The following is a 14,704-nucleotide window of genomic DNA, read 5'->3' on the forward strand; positions in this document are numbered from 1 at the left end:
GCAGCGCCCTTTCCGTGTGACCAAACGTCCAGTGTGCCCTACCGGCGGCCGATCACGGCCGTGACGACGGTCGCACGGGAGGTTTCAGGACCCCTCGTCCGCGAGCTCGGCCACCCCCGTGATCCGGTGCAGCGGATAGGTCCGCACCTCGTCGGCGGTGTGGTCGTACGCCGTCACGAAGCCGCCCTCGACCCGGATCGGGGCGATGACCCGCTGGCTGGCGGCGCCCTCGGCGTTGACGTACCCGATCCACAGGGCCTCGCCGGTGAGCACGGCGGCCTGCACCGTGGCCAGGGTCTCGGCGGCGCCGGTGCGGGGCAGCTCGCCGCCCGCCACCGGGTCCGCGGTCGGCTTGCGCGGGGCGGTGGAGGCCAGGTCGCCGGCCCGGACCGCGCGGATCGCCGCCGACAGCAAGGTCGCGTCCGGAGTGGGCGGACCCTCCGGGACGGGCTCCGGAGCGGTGCGCGGCGGGGTGCGGTAGGAGTCGGCCCGGGTGATCAGGACGTCGCCCTCCGCCGATTCGGCGGCCGGGGCGTAGCCCATGGCGCGCAGGCCCTCCAGGAGCGTGGCCGGGTCGGCCTGGGTGGCCAGCAGGGTCGGCGCGAGGCGGCGCAGCCGCAGGCCGGCGGACCGCTTGTCGGCCAGGATCTCGTTCAGCAGCGCGTCGTCGTCGCAGCGCACATACGCCGAGGCGGCCCCGACGCGCAGGTGCCCGTGGCGCCGGGCCACGTCGTCGACGAGGTAGGCCAGCGGCTGCGGAACCGGTGTGCGGGAGTGCTCGGCGAGAAAGGCGTGCAGGTCGGCGGCGGTCCGGCCGGCGTCCAGGGCGCGGCGTACGGAGGCCGGGGTGAACCGGTACACGGTCGCGCCGCCCTTGGACTCCACGTCCGCGAGCACCCCCAGCGTCTCGGCCAGCGGGCGTTGCAGCGGTCCGGGCGCCACCGCCGTCAGATCCGCCTGGAGCAGCACATGGTCCAGGGGCTCGGGCAGCAGCGGGGCGAGCAGCCGGGCCGCCGAGGCGGTGGCGGTGGCCTGCTCGGCGGGGGAGAGGGGCTCCCGGGCGGCCAGGGGATCGGGGACCGCGGCGGACGGGTGGTGCCGGTGGACCGGCAGCTTGTCGCCGGGACCGCCCCGGCCCACGGGCGCGGCCTCCTGCTCAGGAGCCTTGCGCCCGGGCGTCGGTGGCGCGGGCGCCGGTTGCGCGAGGCCCGGTTGCGCGGGGACAGGCTGCGCGGGGGCCGGTGCCGGCGGCGCGCCCAGCAGCGCCCGCCCGTGCGCGGAGAGCGCGCCCCGGCCGGTGACGCCCAGCTGCTCCGCCTCGGACAGCGTCCACTGGGCGAGCCGGCCGCGCAGGTCGTGCTCCTGGTCGCGCTGTGGGCCGCGCAGCGGGCGTTCCCAGCGCAGCCGGGCCAGCACCGACTCGGCCGACGGCGCGGCTCCCTCCGGCAGCCCGGCGAGCAGGGTCAGCACCCGGTGCCGTACCTCCGGCGCGGCCGAGCGGTCCAGGCCCGGGCCGAGCGCGGACAGTGTGCGGTCCTTGGCGTCCCGCCCGCCGACCAGGCCCGGCGTCCGCGTCCCGGTCAGCCAGGTCTCGGCCAGCCGGGCCCAGCGCTCGGCGGGGGGCCGGTCCAGCCACTCGTCGTAGGCGGGGGTCGCCGCGTACCGCTCGTCCGCCTCTCCGTCGGAGGCCAGCAGTCCGGCCGCGTAGGCGAGCTCCACCCAGAAGGCGGCCACCGGTTCGGCGACGTCCAGGGCGACCGCGGTGCGCTTGAGGTCGCGCACGCTCAGACCGCCCGCGCGCAGGACGCTCGGCCCCCCCTCGTCCCAGTCCTTGAGCAGCTCCTCGACGGTGGCCAGCGCGGTGTACGCCTGGCCGGCCGCCGTCGCGTCCACAACCTGTGGACGGTGCGTCGCGGCGGCCTCCACGGCGGGCGGCAGCGGCTCGGGCGCGCGGTGCGCCCGGCCCGCGCGCAGATGCAGGGCCACCTCGCGGGGCAGGACGACCGTGCCGGGCGCCGTGGGCAGCAGCAGGCCCCGGTCGAGCAGCAGCCGCAGCCGGAGCGCGGGGTCGGCGGTGACCTGGCCGTAGGGCGGCCCCCACACCAGCCGTTCGAGCACGTCGAGGGAGTCGGCCGGGACCTCGGCGAGCAGCGCGGCCATCCGCTCGCGGTCGGTGAACAGGGCGGTCAGCGAGGCCACGGCGGAGACCGAGTCGTGGGTCGAGGGCAGTCCCGCGGTGGCGACGATCTCCTGGATGCGCCCCGGCGACATGCCCGCCGTCGCCTCCTGCACGGTCGGTCCGAGCCCGGTCGGCGACGGGTGCTGGGGCGAGGGCGCGAGCAGTTCGCGGGCGGTGCGCACCAGGCGCAGCCGGTCGTCGCCGCCCCAGACCAGGGCCTGCTCGCGCAGGGTGGCGACGGCCCGGGGCAGGGCGGCAGCGACGGCGGGGTCACCGGCGTCCCCGGCCATCAGGCCGAGCAGCTCCGGGTACGTCGCCGGGTCGCCGGCCACCGCCAGCGCCTCCGCGGTCTGGAGCGCGAACCGGTCCAGCCGCTCCAGGGCGCGCACCACCGAGGCGCGGGTCCCCGCGCGGGTGGCGAGCTGGGTGAGATCCGTCGGGACCGGCGTGATGAGATCGGGCCGGCTGCGCAGAAGCGCGGCCAGGGAGGCGTCGTCGCGCGCCCGAAGCGCCTCCGCGAGCGAGCGGGGGGCCGGCGCCGGTTTCTCATCGCTGCTCATCCGACCCACGGTAGCGGGTGGGTGGGCGGCCTCGACCGCTCGTGCGCCCGCGGGGCGCCCGTCCGTTCCCGGCGCCGGGCGGCGCGGCACGCCCGCGAGCCGCTACGACGACCCTGGCGCACGCGGTACCTTCGTCCCCACGGGTTCGAGGACAGCCGCCCCGGAGGGGTTCCGTGGGGATCGAGAGCGACCAGGTCGTCTACGAGTATCTGAGCCGCGTCGGGGACGTCGCACAGCAGCGGCAGCTGTCCTCGGCGACGCGGATGCGGCTGGTCTCGGAGCTGCGCAACGAGATCGACCGGTGCCGCGCCAGGGCCGCCGTGGACAGCCCCGCGGCCGTGCGCCGCATCCTCGACCGCCTCGGCAGCCCCGACGAGATCGTCGCTGCGGTCGGCGCGAGCGGCGACGCACGTGCGCGGACAGCGCACCCGCGGCAGGCGCCGCCCGCCACCGCCGTGCCCGTGCAGCGCGAGACCGGGGCGCCCGAGGCGCCCGACGCGGAGGAGCGGCGGCCGAAGGGGCTGCGCCGCGTCGTGCCGCGTCCACGCCCCGCCCGGCCCCCGGCGAGTCCGCCGCCCTCCGGTGCCGCCTCCCCACCGCACCTGGCGACCGCCGACGAGCTCGGCGGCGCGACGGCCCGCCCCGACTGGTGGACCGCGGACGACAGCCCCTTCGGGATCGGCGACGACGTGCCGGGCTTCGTCGGCGGCGTGGAGATCCCGGACCTGCTCAAGCCCCCACCGCGCAAGGACCCCGCCCGGCAGGCGGACCCTGCGCGGGCGGAGGCCGCCCCCGTCGCGGAGACGGACGCGGCGGCGGCCGACCCCGAGTCCCCGGCCCGCCGCCGGCGCCTCGCCCTGCCGACCCGGCGCACCGGCGGCTGGAGCAACCCGCTCCTCCTGATCGCCGCCGGGCTGCTGCTCGCCGGCGCCGTGCTCGGCAACTGGTTCGCGCTGCTGCTGGGCTGGATCATCGCCTACGGCTCGCGGCGCCTGACCCCGGCCGAGTCCAAGTGGGCCGTCATGGGCCTGCCCGGCCTGGCGCTCGCCGCCGGGCTGCTGTGGCTGTGGGGCCGCAGCAACGACCGCTGGGGCACCCCCATCGCCCAGGGCCACATGAACGACGCGATCGCCCAGACCTGGCCGTGGGTGGTGCGCGCCGCGGCCGTGCTGTCGGCGCTGTTCCTGCTGTGGCGCTCACAGCGCAAGCGCCAGTAGCCGACGGTGCCGGACGGCCGCCGGCATGCCGGGCGCCGGCCAGGCCGCTGACAGAACCGGCCGCACGCCACCGGTGCCGGCCCCACGTCACCAGCGCCGACCGCACGTCACCGGTGCCGGCCGCACGTCACCGGTGCCGGCCGCACGTCACCGGTGCCGGCCGCACATCACCGGTGCCGGCCGCATGTCACCGGTGCCGGCCGCACGCCACCGGTGTGCCAAGGCCGCCCGCCGGCAGTCGGCTGTACGTCACACCGGCCGGGCGTCTCGCCCGTATGCCCCCTGGGCACAATGGCCCATATGACTTCTCGTCCGCTGACCGTCGGCTTCGACCTCGACATGACCCTCATCGACTCCCGCCCCGGCATCCGCGCCTGCTACCTGGCGCTGTCGGAGCGGACCGGCACCCACATCGACGCCGACCTGGCGGTCACGCGGCTCGGCCCGCCGCTCGCGGAGGAGCTGATCAACTGGTTCCCGGCCGAGCGGGTCGCGGCCATGGCCGATCTGTACCGCGAGATGTACCCGTCGTTCGCCGTCGCCCCGACACTCACCCTGCCCGGCGCCCGTGAGGCGGTCGCGGCCGTACGGCGGGCCGGCGGGCGGGCGATCGTCGTCACCGCCAAGTACGAGCCGAACGCCAAGCTGCACCTGGAGCACCTCGGCATCGAGCCGGACGCGGTGATCGGCGACCTGTGGGCGGAGCAGAAGGCCGAGGCGCTGCGCGAGTACGGCGCGCGGGCGTACGTCGGCGATCACGTGGGCGACGTACGGGGTGCCCGGGCGGCCGGTGCCCTGTCGGTGGCGGTGGCCACCGGGCCGTGCGGCGAACGGGAACTGCGGGAGGCCGGCGCGGATGTGGTTCTCGCCGATCTGACCGGCTTCCCGAAGTGGTTTTCGGACTATGACGCGCGCTTTTCGGCCGAGGAGGCGCGCGCCGGTGCCGACTACCGCGACGGGGCCGCGGACCCGGTCCCGCCGCGCGCCTGACGGCGCTGCGCGGCGATCGACCGCAGCACCCCGGCACCCGCGAGCAGGAAGCCGACGCCCATGAGCATGCTCAGTCCGAACATGTAGGTCGGAAATGGCTTCGCCCCTAGGAACAGCGGGGCCACTGTGACCAGAGTGGCCGCCGCACCGACGAAGAACACGATGGCACCGGCACGGATCAGCCCGTCACCGGCCGCGGCGGAATTCGTTTGGGTTTTGTCACGCACCGGACCAGGGTAGTTCCCAGCTCGAGGGAACAACCGGGCGACGTCTTGCCACCCGCCCGAAGACCATTAGCCTTGGTACCGGCGGGTCGGGCGCGACCCGCCCCAGTGTTATCCAGAGCCGTTTTCCGATGCAGTTTTCCGACGAGTACGAGGACGAGGACAGACGTGCCCACCGGCAAGGTCAAGTGGTTCAACAGCGAGAAGGGCTTCGGCTTCCTCTCCCGCGACGACGGCGGTGACGTCTTCGTCCATTCCTCGGTCCTGCCCGCCGGAGTGGACACGCTCAAGCCGGGACAGCGCGTGGAGTTCGGCGTGGTCGCCGGACAGCGCGGCGACCAGGCGCTGTCGGTGACGGTCCTGGAACCGGCCCCCTCGGTCGCTGCCGCGCAGCGCAAGAAGCCGGACGAGCTGCTCTCCATCGTGCAGGACCTGACGACGCTCCTGGAGAGCGTCGGCCAGACCCTGGAGCGCGGCCGCTACCCCGAGAAGGCCTCAGGCAAGAAGGTCGCCGGACTGCTCCGCGCGGTCGCCGACCAGCTGGACGTGTGACCCGCTCGGGGGAACCGCCTCGGTGCCCCCGGGAATCCGCCCTCAGGGGAAGAAACCGCCCTCAGGGGAAGTCGAGCGCGTCCGGGCCGAGGGGCGGAAGGAGTCCCTCGGCCGCCGCGCGGGTGAGCAGCCCGCGGATCGCCGCGTAGCCGTCGGGGCCGAGGTCGGCGGTGAACTCGTTGACGTACAGGCCGATGTGCTGGTCGGCGACGGCCGGGTCCATCTCCTGGGCGTGCTCCATGACGTACGGCCGGGATGCCGCGGGGTCGTCCCAGGCGGCGCGCACGGACGCCCGGATCGAGTCGGCGAGCCCGGTCAGCGTCTCGGTGCCCAGGGACCGCTTGGCGATGATCGCGCCGAGCGGGATCGGCAGGCCGGTGGTGTCCTCCCAGTGCTCGCCCATGTCGGCGAGCTTGTGCAGGCCGTAGTTCTGGTACGTGAAGCGGGCCTCGTGGATCACCAGCCCGGCGTCCACCTTCCCGTCCCGTACGGCCGGCATGATCTCGTGGAACGGCATGACCACGATCTCCCCGACCCCGCCGGGGACGGTGTCCGCCGCCCACAGCCGGAACAGCAGGTACGCCGTCGACCTCTCGCTCGGCACGGCGACCGTACGGCCCGTCAGCTCGGCCTGCGGCTCGCGGGTGAGCACCAGCGGCCCGCAACCCCGGCCCAGCGCGCCGCCGCAGGGCAGCAGCGCGTACTCGCCGAGGACGTAGGGCAGCACGGCGTACGACACCTTCAGCACGTCGAACTCGCCGCGCTCGGCCATGCCGTTGGTGATGTCGATGTCGGCGAACGTGACGTCCAGCGCGGGCGCGTCCGGGACGCGGCCGTGGGCGAGGGCGTCGAAGACGAAGGTGTCGTTGGGGCAGGGCGAGTAGGCGATACGCAGTCGCCGGTGCTCAGAGCTCATGGGGGTTCCAACTCTCCAGTACGGGGGCGATCTTCCCGAAGCCCTCGGTCAGGGCGGTCAGGGCGGCGCCGATCCGCCAGGCCGCGCGGTCGCGCGGGCCCACGGGGTTGGAGACCGCGCGCAGCTCCAGCACGGGCACGCCGTGCGCCGCCGCCGCCTCGGCGACGCCGAAGCCCTCCATGGCCTCGGCGAGGGCGCGGGGGTGGCGGGCGCGCAGGTCGCCGGCGCGGGCGGCGGTGCCGGTCACGGTCGAGACGGTCAGCACGGTGCCGGTGGCGGCGCCGGTCGCGGCCGCGATCGCCCGTACGAGTGATTCGGGTGGGCGGTGCGTGATGGTGCCGAAGCCGAGTTCGGTCACCGGCAGGAAACCGTCGCCGGTCTCGGCGCCCAGGTCGGCCGCGGTGATCTCGTCGGCGACGACGAGCGACCCGACGGGCGCGCCGGACGCCGTGCCGGACGCCGCGCCGGGCGTCGCCACGGCGGTCGCCCCGGAGGTCGCGTCCCGCACGAAGCCGCCCGCGATACCGGCGGAGACGACGAGATCGTACGGGCCACCGGTCAGTGCGGCGGCGGTGAGCGCGGCGGCGGTGGAGGCGGCGGCGAGGGCCGGGCCGACCCCGGCGGCGAGCAGGTCGAACCGGCCGGATCCGGCCGGTCCCGCGAGCCGGTGCAGCATCGCCCCGGGCAGCGGCACCTCCTGCGCGGGCGGCCCGGGGAACGCCAGTGCCACCGCGTCCCGTTCGGCCGGGACGGCGGTGGCGACGAGGACGTGTACGGGGGTCACCGAGGGCAGGACCCGGTCAGGAGTCCTTCTGCAGCTTGAAGGACCACACGCCGGTGGTGCTCTTCTCGCCCTCCGCGACGGCCACCCACGTCGAGTTGCCGCTGGCGCCGTACTGGGCGTTGAAGAACACGCTGCCCGGGATGGTCTGGTAGGTCTTCTTGGTGGGCTCGACCAGCGGCTGACCGTTCATCAGAATGGTCCAGCCCTTGTCCGCGATGTCCGGGTCGACACCGAAGCGGACCGTCTCGGTGGGGTCCACCTTGATCGTCTTGTCCGACTTCAGACACTTCGGCAGGTCGGCGGTGTTGATCGCCTTGCCGTCGTTGTAGCAGGTGGCTTCCGAGTGCACCGAGTCGTCGCCGACGGTGATCGTGGCGATCGGCGTCGGCTTGGAGCAGGCCGACAGGGCGAGCAGTCCGGCGGATACGGCGCCGGCGGCGGCGACGGCGCGGCGGCGTCGCACAGCGGATTGCAGCGAGGTCATGGCCGAAGGCTATCGGGCACCTCCAGCCGCCCGGCCACGCGGGGGTACGGCGTGCCGCACCCCGACCGGCCCGACCGGGACGGACCGACACCCGCTGCCGCACGGTCGGGCTGTCCTGGGGCGGTCGGGCGCCGCGCGGTCGGGCCGGCCTGGGGCGGGCGGCATGCGGGGTCGCGGCACCTGGCGGGGGCGGAAGTCGGAGGCCGGCCCGCGGGGTGCGGTGAGCGAGTGGGGTGCCATCGCGCCGCGCGGGCTCGGGGCACCTCGCGGTGGGCCGGAAGGCGGCAGCCGCTCGCATGGAGGGGGGTGCCGTGCGGCCGGCGGGCGGAGCGCCACCGCGCGCCGCGCGATCGGATCGCCTTACGGCGGGCGGCGCACGCGGTCGGGCCGTCCTGGGGCGGCGGGCGCCGCGTGGTCAGGCCGTCTTGGGGTGGGGGGTGTTGTTGTGGCGGGCCGAGGTCAGCAGGCCGCGGACGGTGGGGATCCAGCCGGCGGCGACGATCGCGGCGCCCACCGACAGGCCCAGCACCCCGTTGAGGGGTAGCACGATGCCGATCGCCCCGCCGAACACCCAGGCCATCTGCAGAAGCGTCTCGGAGCGGGCGAACGCCGATGTGCGCACCAGCTCCGGCACGTCCCGCTGGATCAGCGCGTCCAGGGACAGCTTGGCCAGCGCCTGCCCGAAACCGGCGATCGCGGCCAGACAGGTCACCAGGAAGGTGCCGAAGAGCACCGCGGCCGTGATCGCCGCGCCCAGCACGACCGCGACGACCGTCACGATGATGATCTCCGGGGCCCGCGACCGCAGCCACGCCCCGACCGCCGTGCCGAGCGCGTTGCCCGCGCCCGCCGCGACCCCCACTATGCCCAGTGACACCGCCGCGCTCTGGCCGGCCAGCGGATGTTCCCGCAGCAGGAAGGCGAGGAAGAAGATCAGGAAGCCGGACAGGCAGCGCAGGGCGGCGTTGGCGGCGAGGGCGTGCGTGACGGCCGTGCCGACGGTGCGCAGCCCGGGCCGCCTGGGCGGCCTGCGGCGCGGTCCGTGCAGGTGCTGCTCGTCCGCCGAGAGCAGGGCCCGGTCCTCCCCCTTGGCCGAGTCGACCTTCGGCGGCAGGGAGAACGACAGGAACGTCCCCGCGACGAAGATCACAAACGCGCCGTAGAGCGGCCAGCGGGGACCGAGCAGATGCAGCCCCGCCCCGACCGGCGCGGCCACGCCGGTGGCGAGCAGCCCCCCGAGCGTCACCCGCGAGTTCGCCTTCACCAGGGAGAACCGCGGCGGCAGCAGCCGTGGCACGACCGCGCTCCGGACCACCCCGTACGCCTTGGACGCCACCAGCACGCCCAGCGCCGCCGGATACAGCTCCAGGCTGCCGCTGGCCGCCGCGCCCGCGATGATCAGCGCGAGCAGCGCCCGGGCGAGCATCGCGGCGGCCATCGCGGCGCGCCGCCCGTGCGGCAGCCGGTCCAGCAGCGGGCCGATCACCGGCGCGAGCACCGTGAACGGCGCCATGGTGATGGCGAGGTAGAGCGCGACCCGCCCGCGGGCCTCGTCGGTGGGGACGGAGAAGAAGACGGTGGAGGCGAGCGCGACGGTGACCATGACGTCCCCGGCGCCGTTCACCGCGTGCAGCTCGATCAGCTTGCCCAGCCCGGACTCGCCCGCGCCGTGCGCGTGGGTGATCCGGCGGATGCCGCGGACGGTCGCCGTGACCGGACGGCGCAGGGCACGGCCGACCGCGCGGACGGACCCGCCGAACCGGCCCGAACCACTGCCCCGGCTGCTGCTCCCGTTCAACCCCTCCGGCTCACCGAGCCCGGCGGTCTCCTGAGGCGTCCTCGCGGCTGCCACCCCGTCATAGTGCCCCGAGACGGCCGCAAGTAGCGCCATTACGGCACGGATCGGGCCGACCGGCCCCCGACGGGCCCAGCCCCGAACCCCCGGAAACCGCTCGTCGGCCGGTGGCGAGTCAACCGCCGGTGTAGGCCCAGCGGCAGCGAGAAGGTAGCGTGCGTAGCGCGCCGTGGCGAACGTTCTCGGCCGCGCGCCTTACGTGCATACCGCAGAATGGATGACGTAGGTGCGCCCGAGCGCGATCGGGCGCGGACGTCGACGCGGTCCACGGGTCCGCTCCGCCCGCCCCGCCCGCCTTCAGGCCGGCGCACCCGGAAGACGGCGTAGGAGAGAAGCGATACCTGTGAGCGCAGCGAGCACGCGAAGCCGCACCCCCGACCGCCTGTGCGCCGAGGCCGTCGACCTCGCCCGCGCCGCAGCCGAGGAGGCGGCCGCGCCCGGCGTCGTCGGCGAGCATGTGGGCCTGGTCTCCGAGGGTGACCGCGTCGTCACACACTTCTTCGAGTGCAAGGAGTTCGGCTACCGGGGCTGGCGCTGGGCGGTGACGGTGGCCCGCGCCTCCCGCGCGAAGATCGTCACCCTGGACGAGGCCGTCCTGCTGCCCGGCCCCGACGCGCTGCTGGCCCCCGAGTGGGTGCCGTGGAGCGAGCGGCTGCGCCCCGGCGACATGGGCCCCGGCGACCTGCTGCCCACCGACGCCGAGGACCTCCGCCTGGAGCCCGGTTTCTCCGGCGAGGACGAACCCCTGCCGAACGCCGCCGTCTCCGGCGACATGGCCGAACTGGCGGAGGCCGAGGACGCCGAGGTCACCGCCGGCCCGCCGAAGAACCTGCCCGCGGCGCCCTCGCGCGGCTCCATCGCGGCGGTCGCCGAGGAACTGGGCATGCGCCGCGCCCGGGTCCTGTCCCGCTACGGCCTGCATGTCGCCGCCGACCGCTGGGAGGAGTCGTACGGCGCGAAGACCCCGATGGCGCAGGCGGCCCCGGCGTCCTGCGTGACCTGCGGCTTCCTGGTGCCGATCGGCGGCTCCCTGGGGCAGGCCTTCGGGGTGTGCGCCAACGAGTTCTCGCCGGCCGACGGGCACATGGTGTCGCTGACCTACGGCTGCGGCGGGCACTCCGAGGCCGCGGTCATGCCGAAGCCGCCCCAGCCGGCCCCGCCGGTGATCGACGAGACGCGGGTGGATCCGTTCCCGCTGCGGCCGGCCAAGGACTCCGGTTCGGTGCCCGACGTCTCCGACGAGGATGCGGCGGAGCTGGGGCACTCGTAGGCTCGGTCCGTTTCTTCCGCGGGTGCGTCTTCGCGGGTGCGTCGTGGCTCGCGTCCCCGGGGGCTCCGCCCCCAGACCCCCGTCGGCCTCGACGGCCTCGTCCTCGAACTCCCCGATAGGGGCACCCTCAGGACGGTCTGCTTTCTCGTGAGGAGAATGAACGACGTGAGCATGTTGGTGCAGCCGTCCGCCGGAGGCGATCCGTTCGGGACCGTGCGTCTGCGGCGCGGCGTGCTGGACGCCTGGGCGGCCAGCCCGGCCCGGTTCCGCGAGGACGCCAACGCCGAGGAGGACCTGGTCCTCGGCGGCTACCGGGACCGGCTCGTGGTCGAGCTGGCGCAGAACGCCGCCGACGCCGCCGCCCGCGCGGGCGTGCCCGGCCGGCTGCGCCTCACGCTGCGCGACGGCGTCCTCCTCGCCGCCAACACCGGCGCCCCGCTGGACGCGACCGGTGTGGAGTCGCTGTCGACGCTGCGCGCCTCCGCCAAGCGGGACACCGCCGGCGCGGCGGCACCCTCCGTGGGCCGCTTCGGCGTCGGCTTCGCCGCCGTCCTCGCCGTCACCGACGAGCCCGCGGTGGTCGGCCGGCACGGCGGGGTGCGCTGGTCCCTGGCCGAGGCCCGCGACCTGGCCGAGGAGACCGCCCGGCACAGCCCCGGCCTCGGCGACGAGATCCGCCGCCGCGACGGGCACGTACCGCTGCTGCGGCTGCCGTTCGCCGCCGAGGGCACCGCCCCCGACCCCTACGACACGGTCGTCATCCTGCCGCTGCGCGACACGGCCGCCGCCGACCTCGCCGAACGGCTGCTGCACGCCGTCGACGACGCCCTGCTCCTCGCCCTGCCCGGGCTGGCCGAGGTCGTGGTGGAGATCGGCGACGACGGCCCGCGCACGCTGAGCCGGCGCACCGACGGCGCGTTCACCGTCGTCGAGGACGGCCGTGACGGCGTCACCCACTGGCGCACCTCCTCCGCCCACGGCCCCCTCACGCCCGACCTGCTCGCCGACCGCCCGGTGGAGGAGCGGCTGCGCCCCAGCTGGTCGGTCACCTGGGCCGTGCCCGTCGACGCCTACGGCAACCCGGTCCGCCCGCGCACCAGCCCCGTGGTGCACGCGCCCACCCCGAGCGACGAGCCGCTGGGCGTCCCGGCGCTGCTCATCGCGTCGTTCCCGCTGGACACCACCCGCCGGCACACCGCGCCCGGACCGCTCACCGACTTCCTGGTGCAGCGCGCGGCCGACGCCTACGCCGGTCTCCTCGCCGAGTGGCGGCCGGTGGCCGAGGGCGTCATCGACCTGGTGCCCGGCCCGCTGGGCAAGGGCGAGCTGGACGGCGCGCTGCGGCAGGCGGTCCTCGAGCGGCTGGCACGCACCTCGTTCCTGCCGCCCGCCGCACCGCCCAGGGCGCACGAGACCGACCTGCCCGAGTCGCTGCGGCCCCGCGACGCCGAGGTCGTCGAGGGCGCGGGCGCCGACACCGTGCGCGTCCTCGCCGAGGTACTGCCCACCCTGCTGCCCGCCGGGCTGGAGCGGCGCGTGGAACTGCGCACGCTGGGCGTGGCCCGGCTGCCGCTGACCGACGCGATCGACCGGCTGGCCGGCCTGGAGAAGGAACCGGGCTGGTGGCAGCGGCTGTACGACAGCCTGGCGGGCGTCGACCCCGACCGGCTCTCCGGACTGCCCGTTCCCCTCGCCGACGGCCGTACGACGATCGGGCCCCGCCAGGTGCTGCTGCCGACCCCGGACGCCGCCCCGGCCGACCCGGAGGTACTGGCCAGGCTCGGGCTGAAGGTCGCCCACCCCGACGCCGCCCACCCGGTCCTGGAGAAGCTCGGCGCCCTGCCCGCGACCCCGCGGGCGGTGCTCACCACCCCGCAGGTGCGGGCCGCGGTCGCCGCCTCCCTCGACGAGGACGCCGGCGGCTGGGACGAGGACACCCCGGACGCCGAGGAACTCGCCGACACGGTGCTCACCCTGGTCCGGGACGCGGGCCTGGAGCCCGGCGACGAACCCTGGCTCGGCGCGCTCGCCCTGCCCGACGAGGACGGCGAGCTCGCCCCGGCCGGCGAACTGGTCTTCCCCGGCGGCCCGTTCGCGCGGGTCATGCGCGAGGGCGAACTCCCGGCGGTGGACCTGGAACTGGCCGGGAAGTGGGGCGAGCGGCCGCTGGCCGCCTGCGGCGTCCTGGTGGACTTCGCGCTCGTACGGGCCACGGACGTCGTCCTCGACCCGGACGAACTGGAGCCGCGCGAGGGCGACTTCCCCGAACCGGACGACCCCGGACTGCTCGACGCCGTCGACGTGTGGTGCGAGGACGTCCTGGACCGCTTTCCGGACACCCCGGTGCCGCCGGTGGCCACCGAGATCGTCGCCGTGCGCGACCTGGATCTCGTCGACGACGACCAGTGGCCCCGGGCCCTGGCGCTGCTGTCCCGGCCGCCGCTGCGGGACGCGCTCGTCCAGCCGGTGCGGATCCTGCTGCCGGACGGCACCCACGAGGTCGTGCGCCCGTACACCGCGTGGTGGTTGCGCGGGCACCCGGTGCTCGGCGGGCGCCGCCCGGCCGGCCTGCGCGCCGCCGGCTCCGACCCGCTGCTGCGCGGCCTGTACGACGAGGCCGACGCCACCGGCTTCGACGACGAGCAGGTGCTGCGGGCGCTGGGCGTGCGCACGTCCGTCGCCGCGCTGCTCGACGAGCCGGGCGGCGCCGCCGAACTCCTCGACCGGCTCGCCGACCCCGGCCGGCCGGTGACCTCCACGCAGCTGCACGCGCTCTACGGCGCGCTGGCCGAGCTGGACCCGGAGCAGGTGACGCTGCCCGACGAGCTGCGGGCCGTGGTCGACGGGCGGGTCGAGGTCGTGGACGCCTCCGATGCCGTGGTGTGCGACTCCCCGGACCTGCTGCCGTTCACCTCCGGCGTCCCGCTGCTGCCGGTACGGCCGTCACGGGCCGCCGAGCTGGCCGAACTGTTCCAGGTGCGGCGGCTGAGCGAGTCCGTCACCGGGTCCGTGGACTCCGAGGGCACCGAGCACGACGTGCCGGACGCGGTGCGGGTGCTGCTCGGCCCGCGCACGCCCGCCACGTACGTCGAGCACGAGGAACTCGTCGTCGACGGCACCGAGCTGGACTGGCGTCTCACCTCCGACGGCGTCCTGCACGCGGCCACCCTGGAGGGCGTCGCCGCCGGCCTCGCCTGGGCGTCGCGCCAGTGGCCCCGCCGCTTCGAGGTGGCCGCCCTGCTGGAAGACCCGACCCGCACGGAGGAACTGGCCCGCGACCGCTGGTTCGACTGAGACCCTGGGTTCGGGCTGGGCATCGGAGTGGTCGCGGTGACCCTGAGTTCGGGCTGGGCATCGGAGTGGTTGCGGTGAGTGGGTGGTCCCTCTAAGGGCGGCGGCCCTGCGCCCGGGTCCCGGGCAGAGGTCGGGCCCCGGTCAGGGGTCGGGCGCTGGTCAGGCGTTGGGTCCCGGTCAGAGGCCGGACGCCGGTCAGGGGTCGGGCCCTGGTCAGGGGCCGGGCCTCGGGCAGAGGTCGGACGCCGGTCAGGGGTCGGGTGCTGGTCAGGGGTTGGGGTCCCGGGCAGAGGTCGGACGCCGGTCAGGGGCCGGGTGCTGGTCAGGGGCCGGACGCCGGTCAGGGGCCGGGTGCTGGTCAGGGGTTGGGGTCCTGGTC

General features: G+C 75.7%; 11 protein-coding genes. 5 read left to right on the forward strand and 6 right to left on the reverse strand.

From position 1 onward, the window contains the following. Nucleotides 1-84: 84 nt before the first annotated feature. Nucleotides 85-2,739: a helicase C-terminal domain-containing protein gene (locus ABZ484_RS00295; protein ID WP_358863628.1), complete on the reverse strand. Its 2,655-nt coding sequence runs from the start codon at nt 2,737-2,739 to the stop codon at nt 85-87. A gap of 173 nt (nt 2,740-2,912) precedes the next feature. Between ABZ484_RS00295 and ABZ484_RS00300 the strand changes: the two genes are divergently transcribed. Next, nucleotides 2,913-3,956, forward strand: a complete 1,044-nt coding sequence (locus ABZ484_RS00300) for a hypothetical protein (RefSeq protein WP_358863629.1) — start codon at nt 2,913-2,915, stop codon at nt 3,954-3,956. Between the two features lie 300 nt (nt 3,957-4,256). After that, entirely contained in the window at nt 4,257-4,946 is a 690-nt protein-coding gene (locus ABZ484_RS00305; protein WP_358863630.1) for a haloacid dehalogenase-like hydrolase, read from the forward strand. Here ABZ484_RS00305 and ABZ484_RS00310 read toward each other — a convergent pair. After that, nucleotides 4,904-5,173 carry a hypothetical protein gene (locus ABZ484_RS00310; RefSeq protein WP_358863631.1) on the reverse strand — a complete coding sequence of 90 codons (270 nt, stop codon included), beginning with the start codon at nt 5,171-5,173 and terminating at the stop codon, nt 4,904-4,906. The two genes, ABZ484_RS00305 and ABZ484_RS00310, sit on opposite strands and share 43 nt — an antisense overlap. A 165-nt stretch (nt 5,174-5,338) precedes the next feature. Between ABZ484_RS00310 and ABZ484_RS00315 the strand changes: the two genes are divergently transcribed. Continuing rightward, nucleotides 5,339-5,722: a cold-shock protein gene (locus ABZ484_RS00315; RefSeq protein ID WP_030165033.1), complete on the forward strand. Its 384-nt coding sequence runs from the start codon at nt 5,339-5,341 to the stop codon at nt 5,720-5,722. 61 nt (nt 5,723-5,783) lie between these two features. Here ABZ484_RS00315 and ABZ484_RS00320 read toward each other — a convergent pair whose 3' ends face one another. From ABZ484_RS00320 to ABZ484_RS00335, 4 genes are all read right to left on the reverse strand, one after another. Next, nucleotides 5,784-6,638 (reverse strand): 1,4-dihydroxy-6-naphthoate synthase, encoded by an 855-nt coding sequence (locus tag ABZ484_RS00320; RefSeq protein WP_358863632.1) that lies wholly within the window; start codon nt 6,636-6,638, stop codon nt 5,784-5,786. After that, nucleotides 6,628-7,422 (reverse strand): futalosine hydrolase, encoded by a 795-nt coding sequence (locus ABZ484_RS00325; protein WP_358863633.1) that lies wholly within the window; start codon nt 7,420-7,422, stop codon nt 6,628-6,630. Before ABZ484_RS00325 ends, ABZ484_RS00320 begins: the two co-directional genes overlap by 11 nt. A 16-nt stretch (nt 7,423-7,438) precedes the next feature. Next, a complete protein-coding gene (locus tag ABZ484_RS00330; protein WP_358863634.1) occupies nt 7,439-7,906 on the reverse strand; it encodes a DUF2771 domain-containing protein in 468 nt (155 codons plus the stop codon). Nucleotides 7,907-8,321: 415 nt separating this feature from the next. Further along, a complete protein-coding gene (locus ABZ484_RS00335; protein WP_358863635.1) occupies nt 8,322-9,758 on the reverse strand; it encodes an MFS transporter in 1,437 nt (478 codons plus the stop codon). 346 nt (nt 9,759-10,104) lie between these two features. Between ABZ484_RS00335 and ABZ484_RS00340 the strand changes: the two genes are divergently transcribed. Then, nucleotides 10,105-11,031 carry a DUF3027 domain-containing protein gene (locus ABZ484_RS00340; RefSeq protein ID WP_358863636.1) on the forward strand — a complete coding sequence of 309 codons (927 nt, stop codon included), beginning with the start codon at nt 10,105-10,107 and terminating at the stop codon, nt 11,029-11,031. A gap of 165 nt (nt 11,032-11,196) precedes the next feature. Continuing rightward, nucleotides 11,197-14,325, forward strand: coding sequence for a molecular chaperone Hsp90 (locus ABZ484_RS00345; RefSeq protein ID WP_358863637.1), 3,129 nt, complete (start codon nt 11,197-11,199; stop codon nt 14,323-14,325). The last annotated feature ends 379 nt before the right edge of the window (nt 14,326-14,704 follow it).

This window comes from Streptomyces sp. NPDC006393 (assembly GCF_040628575.1).
Classification (GTDB): Bacteria; Actinomycetota; Actinomycetes; order Streptomycetales; family Streptomycetaceae; genus Streptomyces.

Bases quoted from the DNA above. Each gene is read 5' to 3' on its own strand.
- ABZ484_RS00295 (WP_358863628.1), bottom strand. From the start codon at position 2,739: ATGAGCAGCGATGAGAAACCGGCGCCGGCCCCCCGCTCGCTCGCGGAG.
- ABZ484_RS00320 (WP_358863632.1), bottom strand. From the start codon at position 6,638: ATGAGCTCTGAGCACCGGCGACTGCGTATCGCCTACTCGCCCTGCCCC.
- ABZ484_RS00305 (WP_358863630.1), top strand. From the start codon at position 4,257: ATGACTTCTCGTCCGCTGACCGTCGGCTTCGACCTCGACATGACCCTC.
- ABZ484_RS00330 (WP_358863634.1), bottom strand. From the start codon at position 7,906: ATGACCTCGCTGCAATCCGCTGTGCGACGCCGCCGCGCCGTCGCCGCC.